The following is a 16,501-nucleotide window of genomic DNA, read 5'->3' on the forward strand; positions in this document are numbered from 1 at the left end:
ACTTTTAATTGACATTCAATTTTTGCAAATTTATTTTGGCAATATAAATTGAACTTCCTGCAGCACTTTCATGCGAAGAATAATAGCTTACCCATAAGTAATCATCTTTAATAACCATTCCCGGATAAGAACAATCGCCTCCACTTTTAATTGTCAAAAGTCTTTTATATGTTTTAGTTACTATATCGAATTGTCCTAACACAACCTGATCATTTTCTCTTCCGGAAATTATCATAAAATTATTTTTCGCAAAAAGGAAATTAGGTCCTCCAAAATTTTGAATAGGAATTTCACTAGACCAATCCCATTTCCCATTAATATCAAAAGTTCTTCCAATTAAAGCTGAGCCGTTATTTCTTCTTGCTAAAATAAAAAACTCTCCCTTGTTAGAAACTCTTAAAGTTGATTCGGTCGGCAATTTACTAATATCGCTAAACGATTTAATGTTTTTAAAAAAGTTACCTTCGTCACTTTGATATAAATCGAATATTCCATTTCCATTATAACCAACGCTGTATGCTTTGCCATTGTACCAGGTAATTCGCCATGGCCAGGACTCATTTCCAGAAATTTTTCCGGTAGTAAGTTTTAAATTGTCTAAAACAACGTTTTTTAGATCACCCCATTGTCCCAAAGAAGAATATTTTGAATTATAATCTGTATAAGAAGCTGCTTTTTTATTTTCATATTTAGAACCATGAATATAAAGCATTAGATTATTCTTGTTTATTGCAAATTTAGGATCTCGTAAATCTGTCCCGCTTACACTGAATTCTTTGATAAAATTCCAATTAAAGCCATCTTGACTAACTAATAATTTAATTACACCATCCTGACCATAAGCATGTTTATCTGCTTCCCGAAATGCTAAAAAAAATTGATTATTAAAATAAACTAAGTCTGTAAACGCTTGGTGTTTATCGCTTATATCAGTAACTCTTCTAATTAGAAGGTCATCATTATCATCTTCATCTTGAGAGGTACAAGAAATACAAAAAAGAAATCCAAAAATCAAACTTAGTAAAATTCTTTTCATAATGTTAGTTTATATAGTCCCACTTTAATGCGTCACCCTTTTCCAGATCAAAATTAACTTTTTTACCTAGAATATCCTTAAAAAATTTTGGATGCATCCCAAAACCAGGTCTAATAGACCTCACGTTTTCCTCTGTGATTACATCCCCTGCCTTTAAATCCTGAACAACGTACAATGATCTGGAAAAATCTTTTCCTTTTACCTGTTTCTCAGTTAGATTATAATCGACAACCCCAATAGCACTCTCTGCCTCTCGAACTGCTGTAACCATATCAGAGAATTCTTTTTCATTCATCGAAAAGGAAGCGTCAGGTCCCCCAATAGAACGGTCTAAAATGAAATGTTTTTCTATAATCTTTGCACCAAAAACTGCAGCGACAATTGGTACTGTTGCCCCAATAGTATGATCAGACAAACCACTTATTACATTATAACGTTTCGCCAAATCTTTTACCATACACATATTGGCTTCCTCAATTGGTGCAGGATAACTTGATGTACATTTTAATAATGCAATATCATTGTTACCCATTCTTCTGCAAGCCTCCAAAGCCAACTCTACATCTGCTTCTTCAGCTATTCCAGTAGATATTATAATTGGTTTACCTTTTGATGCTGTATATTCTATTAGGGGAATGTCTGTTATTTCAAAAGAAGCAATTTTATATGCTGGAACATTTAAATCTTCTAAAAAATCTACTGCTGTTTTATCGAATGGTGATGAGAAACAAATCAAACCTTCTTCTTTAGCAACTCTAAATAATTCTTGATGCCATTCCCAAGGAGTATATGCTTCTTGATATAGTTGATAATAATTTTTTCCTTCCCAAATAGTTCCTTTAATTAAAAAATCTTCTTTATCACTATCAATAGTAAGGGTATCTGCAGTATATGTCTGTAATTTTATACAATTTGCTCCTGCTCTTTTTGCTGCCTTAATAGTCTCAATAGCTACTTCAATACTTCCGTTATGATTTGCTGAAAGCTCGGCAATTATAAAAACAGGGCTTGAGCTATTTATTTCAAATGAATCGATTTTCATATATCTTCAAATTTATTATTTACTATAATATTATTTATGGAATTTCTAAACTTTGTTATTTTAACTAAACCATTAGGTGTTTTAATTCTAACTGGGTCATTTGTAACAATTGTTCCATTAGGTACATTATAATCAAAGCCATAATCATCTAATTCAATCCAGTCAATTATTACTTTGTTGTTTAAATAAAAGGTAAAAGCACCGGGATAAGGAAAAGATTGTGCTCTAACCCAATTATATATTCTTTCACGCTGCCATGACCAATTAATCAATCCATCTTCAGGAGTCCTTTTTCCGAAATATGTGGCTTTCGAATTATCCTGAGTATGCCTAATTAGTTTGTCAGTCTCAATTTTATTTAACACTTTTACGACCAACGGAAAATAATGCGTTTCAAATTTTTTTAAAATTGTAGCTCCTGTATCTTTTGAATCAATATCTATTTGAACTTGTTCAAGAACATCTCCTGTATCGCAACCTGAATCAATTATATGTGCAGTAATTCCAGTCGCAATTTCATTATTAATTATTGACCATACATGAGGTGTTCTTCCTCTATATTTAGGAAGTAAAGATCCGTGAATGTTAAAAGCTAAAATTTTAGGGATATCAATAATATTTTGTTCAATTAAAAAAAGGTAATTTATTGATACTAAAATATCACATGATTTTGCATCTAAAAAATCCTTTGAATTACCGTTTCTTGGATTTCCAGCAAAACAAGGTATTTCATTTATTCTACAGAAATCCTGAATTAAATCAGAACCTTTATCTGTCATAACAAATGAGAGCTTATATGAACTATCGATTTGTTGTAAGATACTATATCCCAAACCACCAGAAGCTAATAACCCTATTTTCACCTCTTATTAATTTTTGAGTGAATAATTACATCTATAAATTTGTCCTGAAACTTACAGTGTTCTTTAAGTACGGCTTCTTTTACGTATTGAGCAGATTCAACTGCCTCATAAAGGTGAGGCCTCAAATCAAAAGCATAAGTGTAAATTTTATGCAAGTTTAATTCATTAAAAGACAATTGTTCAATTAATTCCAAATATATTTGCCAATAAGTATGAAAATGGTGTTTTTCTAAGTCAGTTTTCATAATAAATGAAATTTCAGCGTTCATATCAATCCAATTAATATGAACTAATCCCCCATATCCAATACATTCATCATTTTCCAAAAAAGAAAACAAAATTTGATTTGGTTTTTCCTGATCGAATAAACTCGCTATAATATCATTAAAATAATTTTCTTGACTTTCAATTGTAAGTGGTTTGTTCTGACGTAAATGATAAATTTGTTCATTCCGCCATTTCATTATATCTAAATGATCTTCATAACGAATAGGTACAATGGAAAAATTTCCTTCTGAAAAAAAATTTTTATTCAGTACTTTGTAGTAATTCATATTTTAGTTCGGCTAATTTCCAATCAATGTGATTATCGATATCTTGACCTTCTATTTCGGAAATAATTATACATCCTGAATTATTAGTCACTATTTTTTTCTTTTTTAAACATCTATTTATGTTCATCCAATAAAATTGTCCTGCATCGTGATAACTTTTTTCCAAATCCTGAGATCGAGATAAACTAAATTCAGGATAAAAAAAATTAATTTTTTCTCCTTCCAATTTTAAAGCTCTTTGAATAGGAAACCCGAAAGGAATAACTGGAAAGACGCTATCATATTCCTGTGTTTCTAACATTTTCAAACTCTCTGAAAGTTTATCGGAAGTAACAAAAGGAGCACAGGCATATAAGCAACATATAAAATCAAAATTTCTATTAATAGCCTCATATTGTGCTACTACCTCTTCTATTACATCAAAAGTTGTCGCAAAATCAGAGGAAGCTTTCTCCGTTCGAAGAAAAGGAACAGTTGCTCCGTATTTATTTGCTATTTCTGCAATTTCAGAATCATCCGTTGATACCATTACTTCATCAAATAAACCCGAATTTATAGCAGCTTCTATGGAATAAGCGATTATAGGCTTTCCTAAAAAAGGTTTAATATTCTTTCTGGGGATTCGTTTACTTCCCCCTCGTGCAGGAATGATACAAAGATTAGACATTTAAGAATTCCAAAGTTTTTTTAATAACAAATTCCTGCTCTTCAATTGTCAGCGTAGGATACATTGGCAGACTAATACATCTTGAATAATAATTTTCTGAATTACTCAAATCTGTTTCACTGTTGTATCCAATCTTTTTATAATAAGGTAATTGATGAACTGGGATATAATGAATTTGCGCATAAATTTTATTAGTATGTAAAAAATCATATAATCCCTTACGATCTTTTACTTCAATTACAAAAAGATGATGTGCATTTAAACAATTTTCCGGTAAGGCCTGAAATTTCAGTTTTCCTTTAAAAGCATCTTTATATTTCTGTGCAATTTCATTTCTTTTTAGTACTCCCGCTTCATTTCTGGAAAGCTGGGAAATTCCCAAAGCCGCCTGAAAATCAGTAATTCTATAATTAAATCCTAAAGTTTGCATTTCATAAAACCATCCTCCTTGATTCTCTGACATATTCTCTTTGGTTATACCATGAGAACGCAAGAGTAATAATTTTTTATAAATTTCTTCAGAGTTGGTGGTTACCATTCCACCCTCACCACAAGCAATATGTTTCACCGGATGAAATGAGAAAACAGCTGCGTCTGCATATTCAACATTTCCACAAAACTGTTTTTGTTTATTAGAATCATTAAAATAGCCTCCAGGTGCATGACAGGCATCTTCTAAAATCCAAAGTCCATGTTCGTCTGCTAATTTTCTAAATTCTTCTAAATTTACTGGAAGACCGGCAAAATCGACAGGAATAATGCCTGTAAAAAAACCTCTAGGTTTACTTTCTATTAACGCTCTGGTTTTTTCAACAGATAACAAATAGGTCTCACGATCAATATCAGCAAACCAAACCTCAGCACCAACAAATCTGGCGCAGTTTGCGGAGGCTGCGAAAGTTATAGGAGTTGTAATAATTCTTTGTCCCTCTTTTAATCCTAAAGCCATAACAGCGATATGAAGACCTGAAGTTGCGTTATTAACTGCCACAGCATATTTAGCATCTACTGATTTAGCAAATTTATCTTCAAATTCCTTTATTTTAGGACCCTGTGTTAAGAAATCAGATTGTAATGTTTCAATTACAGCTCTAATATCTTCATCTGTTATATCTTGTCTTCCGTAAGGAATAATTTTATTTTCCATTATACTTCAAAATTAGCATCAACATGTTCTTTTATTAGAGTTCTTAAAGTATCAACGGTTTCCCATTCCTCATTAGATCCGGAATTATAATTAAATCCATCAATTACTTTTTTTGCATTAAAATGCTTCAAATAGTCATCTAATTTAAAATTAGGTACTGATGGCAGGATTGTATAATATTTACCTAAATCATAAGTATAAAAAGAATCTGAAGCAGTAATCATCTCCTCATGTATTTTTTCACCTGGTCTGATACCAATTACATCAATTGGGCACAGTGGCGCAATTGCTTCTGCTACATCTGTAATTTTATAAGAAGGTATTTTAGGAATAAAAATTTCTCCGCCCCATGCGTGTTCCATAGCGTGCATAACCATATCAACTCCTCCCTGTAGAGAGATATTAAAACGTGTCATTGCTATATCTGTGATTGGTAACTTACCTTCTTTCTTTTTATTAATGAAAAACGGAATGACAGACCCGTTAGATCCCATAACATTTCCATATCTTACTACTGAAAATTTTATAGGATTGAAACCTTTTATATTATTAGCTGCAACAAATAACTTATCTGATGTTAACTTAGTAGCTCCGTAAAGATTAATGGGAGCGCAAGCTTTATCTGTCGATAATGCAACTACATTTTGTACATTAGTCTGCATTGCTGCATGAATTACATTTTGAGCACCACCAATATTTGTTTTAATACATTCATCAGGATTGTATTCTGCTAAATGAACATGTTTCATCGCCGCCGCATGGATAACATAGTCTACTCCCTGAAAAGCCCTAATCAATCTTTGCTCATCTCTAACATCACCCAGGAAAAAACGTATTTGCGGATATTTATCCAGAGGATATTCCTGTGCCATCTGAAACTGCTTTTGCTCGTCTCTTGAAAAGATAATCACTTTTTTAACTGATGGATAAGTTTTAAAAATATGCTTTGTCAAGGCCTTACCCAAAGAACCAGTTCCTCCGGTTATAAGTATCGTTTTATTATTCAACATATGTAATTGTTATAAGTATTTATAAATATATTTAAACTAACTGCTTAAATATTCGTTTAATAATGAGATAAATTAAAAACAAAAATCCTCCTAAGAATCCCCCTAGAACTATTCCCTTCATTTTTCCAAATCGTTCTTTTGATAAAGGCAAAATTGGACGATCAATAACTTGAATTAAAGGTGTGTCTCTGCGTAAAGTTACTTTTGCCAATTCAGTTTGCTTAACAAGCTCTGTTAATATTGCTGTGTTGGCCTGTACATCAACTTGCCTTTTCATGGAAGGAGCACGCCGTACATTAAGTGCAGGATTCAAATTAAAAGTGTTATCGTTAGCAGCAGCTACACCTGTAATAGCACCATTTAGTTCACCACGGATTGAATCTGTTTGTTTTTGTAAAATTGCCATATTTAAACGTGCTTTTTTACTTTTGGTTTTAATATAAAAATCAGAAACCTCTTTTGCCAATGCCTCACAAAAATGCTTTGCAAACAATTCATTAGTTGAAGAAACTTCAATATTAATTATAGAAACTTTTTTGTCTTTTTGTCCAACAGATAAACTAGACTTAGAAAGACTACTGTACATGGAACCGATTATACTATCCTGTATTCTGGAGAAGTTTTTTCTATCGCTGTTTGGCAAAAATTGAATTGAACTTAATTTAGAATTTTCTTTCCAGTTGTCTCTCCATTTATTGTTCTGAATATACATTTCTGCTAAAGAAATAACTTTGCCATCTACAGTTACCGGAGACAATAGTGTTTTTTCAACCATCGACCTGGATTTAAACAATTCTGTCAAATTTGATCCGGTAAAAATTCCTCCGCCACTACCCCCTAAATCTAATCCAAGTGTGCTGGCAAGTCCTAATGCACTTCCGAGTCCGCCAACTCCTTTTTCGTCTTCAAGGGCGAACGACAAATTGGCAGTATAAATAGGTTTTTTAATGAACGAATATGTTAACCCTATACAAGCACCGATTAGTCCGGCAAAAAATATCTTTATCCACTGCGACCATAAAAAACTGTACCACTCCTTAGCTTTTTCTATTAACTCTCTTAACGATATTTCATCGTTCCCGATTGGTTTACTATCCATAATTATCTAAAAGCAGTAACAATTAATAATGCTAAACTGGTCAGAACACTTCCAATACTTACCCACTCCCCGGTACTCATTTTCCTTGTTTCAGGTTTTTCCGGAACAACTATTTGAGAGTCCGGCTCTACAGTAGGATATGACCTGAAGAATAAAAATGATTTCGTTACATCGGCTTTTCCGTTAGGATATATTATATATGCTTTTCTTTTCCAGCCTTTATTGTTTACACCTCCTACGGCACTTATGTAATATTTAAATCCTTTTCCTCTTCTGTATGGAATTTCAGATGTTAACAAAACATTTCCAGTCACTTTTACGCCTTCATTATAAACAGCAACTTCAATTTCGTCACCTGGAAATAAAGTAACGTTGGAATAATGATTTTTATCTTTCTCAATTTTCTCCCAATTAATAGGAATTGTTGAAAATTTTATATCTTTTATTTTTTCTTTTAAAGTATCTTCTCTCGATAAATTTAAATCGACATTTTCTATTTTTTCGATTTCTTCCTGTTTAATAGGTCTCTTGATTTTCATACCTTCTAAATTTGCAATAGAAGTTAATCCACCGGCCCTCATTACGATATTATAAACTTTTTCTTTCTTGTTTGCTAGAACATATTTTCCAGGATAAGTAACAGCACCAGTAATGGTAATCATTTCAGGTTTTTCGTAAACCGCTATTCTTCTTATATTTATAACATCGAAAGGTTTTAAAGCAAAATTCTTAATTTGTTCATTGTTATCTGCTGCAATCTCAAGCTCCATTAATTCAATTCGATTTGGATCAGCATCGTTTATAACATCAGATTTTACCATTCTTGCAATTTCGACTCTCTTGGAAGCAGAACCGGTTAAACCTCCAACTTGCGCAATTAGATCATTTAAAGTTAAATTCTCAAAATAGTCATATGTACCAGGTTTTTTTACTTCCCCGTCAATAGTGACTTTATACTCTTCTCTGAAATCCAGAATAGAATAAACTGTTACTATATCTTCTCTTTTCAATTGAATGTCGGCATTCGTATCACCCGATAATGCAGCACTTAAATCTACATTCACTATTTCGGTTGTCAAATCAGACTTTAAGCGTATGATTCTGGCTCTTTTACTGTAGGCATCTTCTTTAAGTCCTTCTGCTCGTGTAATAAGATCAGAAATTCGCATTCCTTCACTGTAAGAGTAATAATCAGGTCTAAAAACAGCCCCCTCTATTTTGATACGATTTTCAAATCGGCTTAAAATTTTCGTCACTTTAAAAACATCGCCCGATTGTGGATTATAAGTACTAAAATCACTTTCGTTTATATCATGAACTTTAAACTCTTTACCTGTTTTTTGCACTACATTTACGGAAGCAGTGTACGCAAATTCATTAAATCCTGAAGCAAAATTTAATAGATCAGAAAACGTTTCTCCTTTTTTCATTTCAAAAATACCCGGTCGTTTTACTTCTCCTTCAACCGTTACTCTTTGGCTATATGCAGGAATTCTAATCACATCATTTTCTTTCAAACTAACGTTATCAGACTGATCACCTTTTGTCAGAAATCTATAAATGTCAATATTTTTATAAACTTTATTATTTCTTATCAATTCTATATTTCTATAACTTCCGTTTTTACCGGGGCCTCCTGCTAAATGCAGTGCGTTATAAACTGTGGCTAAAGATGAAATAGAATAATTTCCTGGCTGTTTACCTCCTACGACAGTAATTTTTATAGTGCGTATTTGACTTAAACTTACGCTAACCTGAGATTGCCCTGAGCGAACAGTACTGTAAACTCGTGCTATCGCAGCTTTTATTTTTTGCGTTGCAGCTTCAACTGACATTCCGGAAACAGATATTTGTCCTACATTTTGAATAGTAATTTTTCCCTCAACACTTACTGAAATACTTGCATTATATTCCTGAACACCATATACGCTTACTTGTAATTCATCTCCAGGCCCCAACATATAATTCATTGGAGTTGCTAATTTTAAATCCGGTTCAAAATTAAGCGTTGGATTATCGAAAAGCTCTGAACCAAAAATTAATGAGTTAGCTGAATCTTTTACTTTTTCATTAATAATTTTGACTTGTTTTCTCTCAGAGTCATTGGAGTTCTCCTGAATTTTTGGTCGATTATTATTAGATTTCCCTGCATATTCATTAAGCCTTGATTTCAGTTTGTCGTATTCTGTCTGGCTCATTCCCTTTGAAAGTGCCATTGATTCAACTTGTTCTATAGTAGTATTATTGCTTTTTAATTGTGCATCAATTTTAGCTATATCGCTATCTGTCAAATAATCTACATTTATTGTACTTAAATCTTTAGACCTAAGAATATCCTGAGCATTAACCTGTAAAGAAGTAAACAAAAGAATAAACAGAGTAAGAACGTATATTGTTTTTTTCATATTAAATATATTTGATACAAATAAATCTATGAGTATTGTTTTTGGTAATAATCTTTATAAGAACCAGAAGTTACATTTTGCAGCCACTCTTCATTTTCCAGATACCAATTAATTGTTTTTTCTAAACCTTCTTCAAAAGTTACTGAAGGCTTCCAACCTAGTTCTTTATTAATTTTTGAAGCATCTATTGCATACCTCAAATCATGACCAGGCCTGTCTTTTACATAAGTTATCAACTCTTGGGAAGTCCCGGAAGTTCTACCTAATTTTTCATCCATAATCTGGCATAATAATTTCACCAAATCAATGTTTTTCCACTCATTAAAACCGCCAATATTATAAGTCTCATGGTTTTTTCCTTCATGAAAAACCAAATCTATTGCTGCTGCATGATCCTCTACAAATAGCCAATCCCTCGTATAATTTCCATCACCATAAACCGGTAATGGTTTATTATTGATAATATTATTTATAAAAAGTGGAATCAATTTTTCAGGAAAGTGATAAGATCCGTAATTATTAGAACAGTTTGTCAAAACATACGGTAGTCCGTAAGTCTCTCCATAAGCTCTGACAAAGTGGTCTGAACTTGCTTTTGAGGCAGAATATGGAGAATTCGGATCGTATGGTGTTGTTTCTGTAAAAAGCCCTTCAGCTCCCAGAGAACCATAAACTTCATCTGTACTTATATGATAAAATCTTTTATTTGTAAAGTCATCCTTCCATTGATTCTTAGCTGCATTTAACAAATTCATCGTACCAATAACATTTGTTTTTACAAAAGCCAGGGGATCTTCTATTGAGCGATCGACATGCGATTCTGCCGCTAAGTGCAATATACCATCAAAATTATAATTTAGGAAGAGCTCGTTGATAAATGCTTCATCCACGATATCTCCTTTTACAAAATGATAATTGGGATGATCTTCAATATCTTTTATATTTTCCAGATTTCCTGCATAAGTCAAAGCATCTAAATTAAAAATTTGATAATCAGGATATCTGTTCACAAAACGTCTAACTACATGTGATCCAATAAATCCGGCACCACCTGTTATAAGTATTTTTTTCATTTTAAATTTTAATTAATTTAATAAATCTGAATTTATTTTTTCCAACTCACTGTATATGTCTTTTACATCTTGTGAGTTTTCTTTTTGCAAAATTAGATTTGCTGTATCGGTATATACAAAAATAGTATTTTTTAATCCCAGAAAAGTAGTATGTTTTCCTGACCCTATGACCATGTTGCCATTTTTATCAATAGGATGTCCTTTTGAAACCAAATAATCATAAACAGATTCAAAAGAACCTAAATCTGACCAGGAGAACGAAGCGGGAACAACTTTAATTTTCTTACTGCGTTCCATTACTGCATAATCAATACTAATCGACGGAATTTCCATCGACAAATCTAAATTAAGAAGCCCTTTTTCATTTGCTTCCCAAACTGCTTTAGATTTTTCATAAACCTCAGGCTGAAATTGTTTTAATTCGTCCAAAAGAACTCCTGCCTTAAAACAGAACATTCCGCTATTCCATAAAAAATTACCTCTTGCAATAAACTCTTTTGCGGTAGTTTCATTTGGTTTTTCACGAAATGACAATACTTTATCGCCTTTTGATTCAATATATCCATAACCTGTTTCAGGTTTGGTTGGTATAATTCCGAAAGTAACTATAAAGCCTTCATTCGCTTTTTTAACGGCTTCCTGAATGGCATTATTGTAATCATCCATTTTATCAATAATATGATCTGATGGCGTTATGATTAAAATATCGTCCGGATCTGAAGCAAACGCTGCAAAAGCGATAGCAGCTGCAGTATTTCTTGGTGTAGCTTCTACAATATTTAAATAAGTTGTTTTAGTTTTGTCCATCACCTTTCCGCTTAAATGATGATTGTCTACATTTCCAACCACCATTACTTTATCGGCTAAATGACTGTTGCGTTGCACTGTCATTTCAAATAATGATTTATTTTCAAATATCTCTAAATATTGTTTAGGTTGACTTTTTCTGGACAGTGGCCATAATCTACTACCAACTCCACCAGTTAAAATGACATGTATAATTGAATTTTTTGCTTCCATTTTTCTTAAAATAAAATTTCTTAAAATAAAAAAAGACCCTTAGTTACTATAATCTATTATCAGCTATAGCTCCTAAAACTCCTTTTACATCATATATTAAACTATCTTCTTTTTGAAGTTCTGAGAAATTTAATTTTAAAAATTCAGCATGTGCTACTCCCAGAACAATCGCATCAAATTTATCATTGGGAATACTGTTAATTGTTATTAAATTATATTCTTTTTTTACATCATTCGCATTAGCAAGTGGGTCAAATATAGTTACTTTAATTCCGTACTCTTTTAATGCCTTTACAACATCTACAATTTTAGTATTTCGGACATCCGGACAGTTTTCTTTAAAGGTAATTCCAAGCATTAAAAGATTTGCACCATTAACAGAGATTCCTTTTTTGATCATGAGCTTTACTATTTGCGAAGCAACATATTCTCCCATACTGTCGTTCAAACGTCTTCCTGCTAAAATTATTTCTGGATGATATCCAAACTCCTGTGCTCTCTGGGCAAGATAATAGGGATCTACACCAATACAATGTCCGCCAACCAATCCGGGCTTAAAAGGTAAAAAATTCCATTTTGTGGCTGCTGCCGTTAATACTTCCTGGGTATCAATACCCATTAAATTAAATATTTTCGCTAGTTCATTCACAAAAGCGATATTGATATCTCGTTGGGAGTTTTCTATAACTTTGGCGGCTTCCGCCACTTTTATCGAAGGTGCAAGGTGTGTACCTGCAGTTATAACAGATTTATACAACGCATCTACTTTCAGTCCAATTTCTAATGTGGATCCTGATGTAACTTTTAGAATTTTCTCGACTGTATGTTCCTTATCTCCCGGATTTATCCTTTCCGGGGAATATCCCGCAAAAAAATCTTCATTAAACGTTAATCCTGAAACTTTTTCCAGGACAGGAACACATTGCTCTTCTGTAACACCCGGATATACTGTTGATTCATAAATCACAATATCTCCTTTTTTCAATATTTTACCAACCGATTCACTGGATTTATACAATGGGGTTAAATCGGGACGATTGTTTTTATCTACTGGCGTTGGAACTGTTATTATAAAGTAATTACAAGCTGCAAGATCATTTAAAGAACTTGTACAATATAATCCTGCATTCTGATCTGCGTTATCAACCAGTACTTTTTGCAAAGTGACATCATCAACTTCCAGTGTGGTGTCTGTCCCTGATTTTAAAGATGCAATTCTTGATTCGTTTATATCAAAACCTATGACCGAATATTTAGTAGCAAATAATCTGGCCAATGGCAAACCTACATATCCTAAGCCAATAATGGCTATTTTTATGTTTTTGTCTATTTTATCGTCGTTTTTATTCACTTTTTTCATTTCAATTCACGGCTTCGCCCTTCTGAGTCACATTATAACTGACACAGACAACTCAAAATCCATTTTTGGCAAATATAGCACATTAAGTCAACTTATTCAATACGGTTTATAACAGAACTTAACTTACTAAAAAGTCAAAAAGCTACAAACCTGATCAAACCTTTATCAATCAGACACTAAAGATTGTATTTAAAAAAAACAGAAGATAAAAAAGCTAAAAAAAGCATTTCATCTTCCATCTCGTTAATTTATTTTATTTTAAAAATAGTTATTTATATTTTATTTTCAAAACACATCCAAGAGATTCTAAAACCAGGATATAATGTGTTTTTGACACTTCCTGAACAATTGCATCCTGATTACTAAAAACCCCGGATTCTAATTTTATTCTGTCTCCCACCTGAAAAGGATTTACTGCTATTTCACTAACATTTACATCCTGCAGACTCTTTTTTATGATCTCAATTTCTTCATCTTTAACAATTGCCGGCTTTCCCAGCCAGAACAAATATCGAACGGCACCGGCCACCTGAAAAACAGAATTCCTGTCACCGTCCTGCAACTGAACAAAAACATATGAATTAAAAAGCGGCACTTCAATCTTTTTTTTTCTGTCTGACCACTGCTTAATCTGAATTATCAGAGGACAATAGCATTCAATACCAATTTGATTTAGTTTTTCTGAAACTTTTTTTTCCCATTTGGGCTTAGTATACACAACATACCAATTCATATATATTTTTATATTGAAATAAAATTTTCAATCTTTTTTATCTCACTTCGCATTAAATCTTACACCAATCTTAAATTCCAATTAAGAACCTATGCCTCTATAAACGAACCCTATTGACTCTAGTTCTTTGGCATTTAAAATATTTCTGCCATCAAAAAGAAAGGCGGGCTTATGCATTGAATCGTAAATTTTTTGCCAGTCATACGTTACAAATTCGTCCCATTCGGTAAGAATTGAAATCGCATGCGAGCCTTTACAGGCATCATAAGGATTATTAAACGTCATAACTGCATTATTATTTTCCTCAACTGATCTGCTTTCCAAATAATTTAAATCAGCAAGCATTTTAGTTCTTGAAACTTTCGGATCATAAACAGATATATTAGCCTGTTCATTAATCAAATCATCGGCGACATATATTGCTGCAGATTCCCGGGTATCATTTGTATCTTTTTTGAATGCCCAGCCTAAAAATGTAATTTTTTTGTCAGCAACGGTATTGTACAGGGTTTGAACGATTTTATTTGAAAATCTTCGCTTTTGATGATCATTCATAATAATAACCTGTTCCCAATAATCCGCTACCTCATTTAATCCGTATGATTTTGCAATATAAACTAAATTTAAAATGTCTTTTTGAAAGCAGGACCCCCCAAAACCTACCGAAGCTTTTAAAAATTTCGGTCCTATCCGGCTATCCATACCAATGGCTTTGGCAACTTCATTTACATCAGCACCTGTTTTTTCACAAAGCTCAGACATGGCATTTATTGATGAAATACGTTGTGCTAAAAATGCATTTGCGGTAAGTTTAGATAATTCTGAAGACCAAACATTTGTAGTCAGGATTTTATCTTTACTGACCCAATTGGCATATACATCAACTAAGGCATTAATCGCTGCTTCTCCTTCGGGAGTTGTATCGCCGCCAATCAAAATCCTGTCAGGATTCAGCAAATCGGTAACAGCGGTTCCTTCTGCTAAAAACTCAGGATTCGATAATATTTGAAACTGGACTCCGTTTCCGGTATTGTCCAGAATACTTTTGATTGCTTCTGCCGTACGAACCGGTAAAGTTGATTTTTCAACTACAATTTTATTTTCTTTGGCAACTTTGGCAATTTGCCTGGCGCACAATTCAATGTATTTTAAATCAGCTGCCATTCCTTTTCCTTTTCCGTAGGTTTTGGTTGGAGTATTAACTGATATAAAAATTACCTGAGCTTCATTGATTGCTTTTTCAACTTCAGTGGAGAAAAAAAGATTTCTTCCTCTGGCTTCTGCAACAATTTCTGAAAGCCCCGGCTCGTAAATCGGAATATTATTTGTATCCGGATCATTCCAGTCTTTAATTCTTTGTTCGTTCAAATCAACAACAGTCACTTGAATATGGGGACATTTTTGAGCAATTACTGCCATTGTCGGTCCTCCGACATAACCTGCACCAATGCAACAAATTTTGGTTATTTCCATTTAATTATGTATTATCTTAATCTTGGTTTTTATTTCAAATTATTCCAGTACCAGCTTACTGCTTCTTTTAATCCTTCCTGTAAAGAATATTTCGGATTGTACCCCAACTTGTTTTTAGCTTTCTCAATACTTGCCAGTGAATGCGGAATATCTCCTGCTCTGTTTGCACCATAAATAATTTCTACATCAGCAATTTTTGCATCAAATTCCGCTAAGTATTTTTTCAGATAGCCTACCAGATCATTTAAGGTATTCCGATCTCCAAATGCTGTATTATAAATAGTATTTACGGCGTCCTGATTCTGGCTTGTCATAGCCAGTTCATTCATCTGAATTACATTATCAATATAGGTGAAATCACGGGAATAATTCCCATCACCGTTAATTACAGGGCTTTCGTAGTTCATAAGCTGCATAACAAACTTAGGGATAACCGCGGCATAGGCTCCGCTTGGATCTTGTTTTCTTCCAAAAACATTGAAGTAACGTAATCCTATCGTTTCTAATCCATAAGTTTTACTGAAAATTTCAGCATATAATTCATTTACATATTTGGTTATGGCATATGGTGAAAGTGGCTTACCAATAACCTCTTCTACTTTCGGCAATCCTTCAGAATCTCCGTAGGTAGACGAACTTGCTGCATATATAAATCTTTTTATTTTAGCATCGCGGGAGGCTGTTAGCATATTTAAAAAACCGGATACATTTACATCATTCGTTGTTATCGGATCATTTATGGATCTCGGAACAGAACCTAAAGCAGCCTGATGCAAAACATAATCAACTCCCTCTACAGCCAAAACACAATCGGCAATATTACGAATATCACCTTCAATTAATCTGAAATTTGGATTCTCAATAAAATCTTTCAGGTTATGGCGGTGCCCTGTCGCAAAATTATCCAGACAAACAACCTTATGTCCCGATTTTAGAAAATGCTCGCATAAGTTTGAACCAATAAAACCGGCACCTCCTGTAATTAAAATTGTATATTGAGCTGATATTTCCATGTACGT

15 protein-coding genes are annotated in these 16,501 nt (G+C 33.0%); all 15 read right to left on the bottom strand.

Features of this window, described 5'->3' with window-relative positions; all coding sequences use genetic code 11:
* Nucleotides 1-4 precede the first annotated feature (4 nt).
* Nucleotides 5-1,036, bottom strand: a complete 1,032-nt coding sequence (locus tag D0817_RS11265) for a hypothetical protein (protein ID WP_127338495.1) — start codon at nt 1,034-1,036, stop codon at nt 5-7.
* A gap of 4 nt (nt 1,037-1,040) precedes the next feature.
* Complete coding sequence (pseI, locus tag D0817_RS11270) at nt 1,041-2,078, bottom strand: pseudaminic acid synthase (protein WP_127338496.1); 1,038 nt, start codon at nt 2,076-2,078, stop codon at nt 1,041-1,043.
* On the bottom strand, nt 2,075-2,941 hold the full coding sequence (locus tag D0817_RS11275) for a methionyl-tRNA formyltransferase (RefSeq protein WP_127338497.1): 867 nt from the start codon (nt 2,939-2,941) through the stop codon (nt 2,075-2,077). Before D0817_RS11275 ends, pseI begins: the two co-directional genes overlap by 4 nt.
* Nucleotides 2,938-3,495 carry a GNAT family N-acetyltransferase gene (locus tag D0817_RS11280; protein WP_127338498.1) on the bottom strand — a complete coding sequence of 186 codons (558 nt, stop codon included), beginning with the start codon at nt 3,493-3,495 and terminating at the stop codon, nt 2,938-2,940. Before D0817_RS11280 ends, D0817_RS11275 begins: the two co-directional genes overlap by 4 nt.
* Nucleotides 3,470-4,162: a pseudaminic acid cytidylyltransferase gene (pseF, locus tag D0817_RS11285; RefSeq protein WP_127338499.1), complete on the bottom strand. Its 693-nt coding sequence runs from the start codon at nt 4,160-4,162 to the stop codon at nt 3,470-3,472. The genes D0817_RS11280 and pseF overlap by 26 nt, the downstream gene beginning before the upstream one ends.
* Entirely contained in the window at nt 4,155-5,309 is a 1,155-nt protein-coding gene (gene pseC / locus D0817_RS11290; protein WP_127338500.1) for a UDP-4-amino-4,6-dideoxy-N-acetyl-beta-L-altrosamine transaminase, read from the bottom strand. The genes pseF and pseC overlap by 8 nt, the downstream gene beginning before the upstream one ends.
* Nucleotides 5,309-6,319 (bottom strand): UDP-N-acetylglucosamine 4,6-dehydratase (inverting), encoded by a 1,011-nt coding sequence (gene pseB, locus D0817_RS11295; RefSeq protein ID WP_127338501.1) that lies wholly within the window; start codon nt 6,317-6,319, stop codon nt 5,309-5,311. The genes pseC and pseB overlap by 1 nt, the downstream gene beginning before the upstream one ends.
* A gap of 31 nt (nt 6,320-6,350) precedes the next feature.
* Nucleotides 6,351-7,418: a Wzz/FepE/Etk N-terminal domain-containing protein gene (locus D0817_RS11300; RefSeq protein WP_127338502.1), complete on the bottom strand. Its 1,068-nt coding sequence runs from the start codon at nt 7,416-7,418 to the stop codon at nt 6,351-6,353.
* Nucleotides 7,419-7,420: 2 nt separating this feature from the next.
* Nucleotides 7,421-9,823: an SLBB domain-containing protein gene (locus tag D0817_RS11305; RefSeq protein ID WP_127338503.1), complete on the bottom strand. Its 2,403-nt coding sequence runs from the start codon at nt 9,821-9,823 to the stop codon at nt 7,421-7,423.
* Between the two features lie 26 nt (nt 9,824-9,849).
* Nucleotides 9,850-10,896: a dTDP-glucose 4,6-dehydratase gene (gene rfbB / locus D0817_RS11310; protein WP_127338504.1), complete on the bottom strand. Its 1,047-nt coding sequence runs from the start codon at nt 10,894-10,896 to the stop codon at nt 9,850-9,852.
* Nucleotides 10,897-10,908: 12 nt separating this feature from the next.
* Nucleotides 10,909-11,916, bottom strand: coding sequence for a mannose-1-phosphate guanylyltransferase (locus D0817_RS11315; RefSeq protein ID WP_127338505.1), 1,008 nt, complete (start codon nt 11,914-11,916; stop codon nt 10,909-10,911).
* A gap of 46 nt (nt 11,917-11,962) precedes the next feature.
* Nucleotides 11,963-13,276, bottom strand: coding sequence for a nucleotide sugar dehydrogenase (locus tag D0817_RS11320; RefSeq protein ID WP_167470941.1), 1,314 nt, complete (start codon nt 13,274-13,276; stop codon nt 11,963-11,965).
* Between the two features lie 268 nt (nt 13,277-13,544).
* Nucleotides 13,545-14,009 (bottom strand): UpxY family transcription antiterminator, encoded by a 465-nt coding sequence (locus D0817_RS11325; protein ID WP_127338506.1) that lies wholly within the window; start codon nt 14,007-14,009, stop codon nt 13,545-13,547.
* Between the two features lie 81 nt (nt 14,010-14,090).
* A complete protein-coding gene (locus D0817_RS11330) occupies nt 14,091-15,482 on the bottom strand; it encodes a UDP-glucose 6-dehydrogenase (protein WP_127338507.1) in 1,392 nt (463 codons plus the stop codon).
* Nucleotides 15,483-15,511: 29 nt separating this feature from the next.
* Nucleotides 15,512-16,495 carry an SDR family oxidoreductase gene (locus tag D0817_RS11335; protein WP_127338508.1) on the bottom strand — a complete coding sequence of 328 codons (984 nt, stop codon included), beginning with the start codon at nt 16,493-16,495 and terminating at the stop codon, nt 15,512-15,514.
* Nucleotides 16,496-16,501: the final 6 nt, after the last annotated feature.

The organism is Flavobacterium cupreum, assembly GCF_003996965.1.
Lineage (GTDB): Bacteria > Bacteroidota > Bacteroidia > Flavobacteriales > Flavobacteriaceae > Flavobacterium > Flavobacterium cupreum.

Coding starts and splice junctions, on each gene's coding strand:
- D0817_RS11265 (WP_127338495.1), bottom strand. CDS start 1,036: ATGAAAAGAATTTTACTAAGTTTGATTTTTGGATTTCTTTTTTGTATT.
- pseI (WP_127338496.1), bottom strand. CDS start 2,078: ATGAAAATCGATTCATTTGAAATAAATAGCTCAAGCCCTGTTTTTATA.
- D0817_RS11280 (WP_127338498.1), bottom strand. CDS start 3,495: ATGAATTACTACAAAGTACTGAATAAAAATTTTTTTTCAGAAGGAAAT.
- pseF (WP_127338499.1), bottom strand. CDS start 4,162: ATGTCTAATCTTTGTATCATTCCTGCACGAGGGGGAAGTAAACGAATC.
- pseC (WP_127338500.1), bottom strand. CDS start 5,309: ATGGAAAATAAAATTATTCCTTACGGAAGACAAGATATAACAGATGAA.
- pseB (WP_127338501.1), bottom strand. CDS start 6,319: ATGTTGAATAATAAAACGATACTTATAACCGGAGGAACTGGTTCTTTG.
- D0817_RS11300 (WP_127338502.1), bottom strand. CDS start 7,418: ATGGATAGTAAACCAATCGGGAACGATGAAATATCGTTAAGAGAGTTA.
- D0817_RS11305 (WP_127338503.1), bottom strand. CDS start 9,823: ATGAAAAAAACAATATACGTTCTTACTCTGTTTATTCTTTTGTTTACT.
- rfbB (WP_127338504.1), bottom strand. CDS start 10,896: ATGAAAAAAATACTTATAACAGGTGGTGCCGGATTTATTGGATCACAT.
- D0817_RS11315 (WP_127338505.1), bottom strand. CDS start 11,916: ATGGAAGCAAAAAATTCAATTATACATGTCATTTTAACTGGTGGAGTT.
- D0817_RS11320 (WP_167470941.1), bottom strand. CDS start 13,276: ATGAAAAAAGTGAATAAAAACGACGATAAAATAGACAAAAACATAAAA.
- D0817_RS11325 (WP_127338506.1), bottom strand. CDS start 14,009: ATGAATTGGTATGTTGTGTATACTAAGCCCAAATGGGAAAAAAAAGTT.
- D0817_RS11330 (WP_127338507.1), bottom strand. CDS start 15,482: ATGGAAATAACCAAAATTTGTTGCATTGGTGCAGGTTATGTCGGAGGA.
- D0817_RS11335 (WP_127338508.1), bottom strand. CDS start 16,495: ATGGAAATATCAGCTCAATATACAATTTTAATTACAGGAGGTGCCGGT.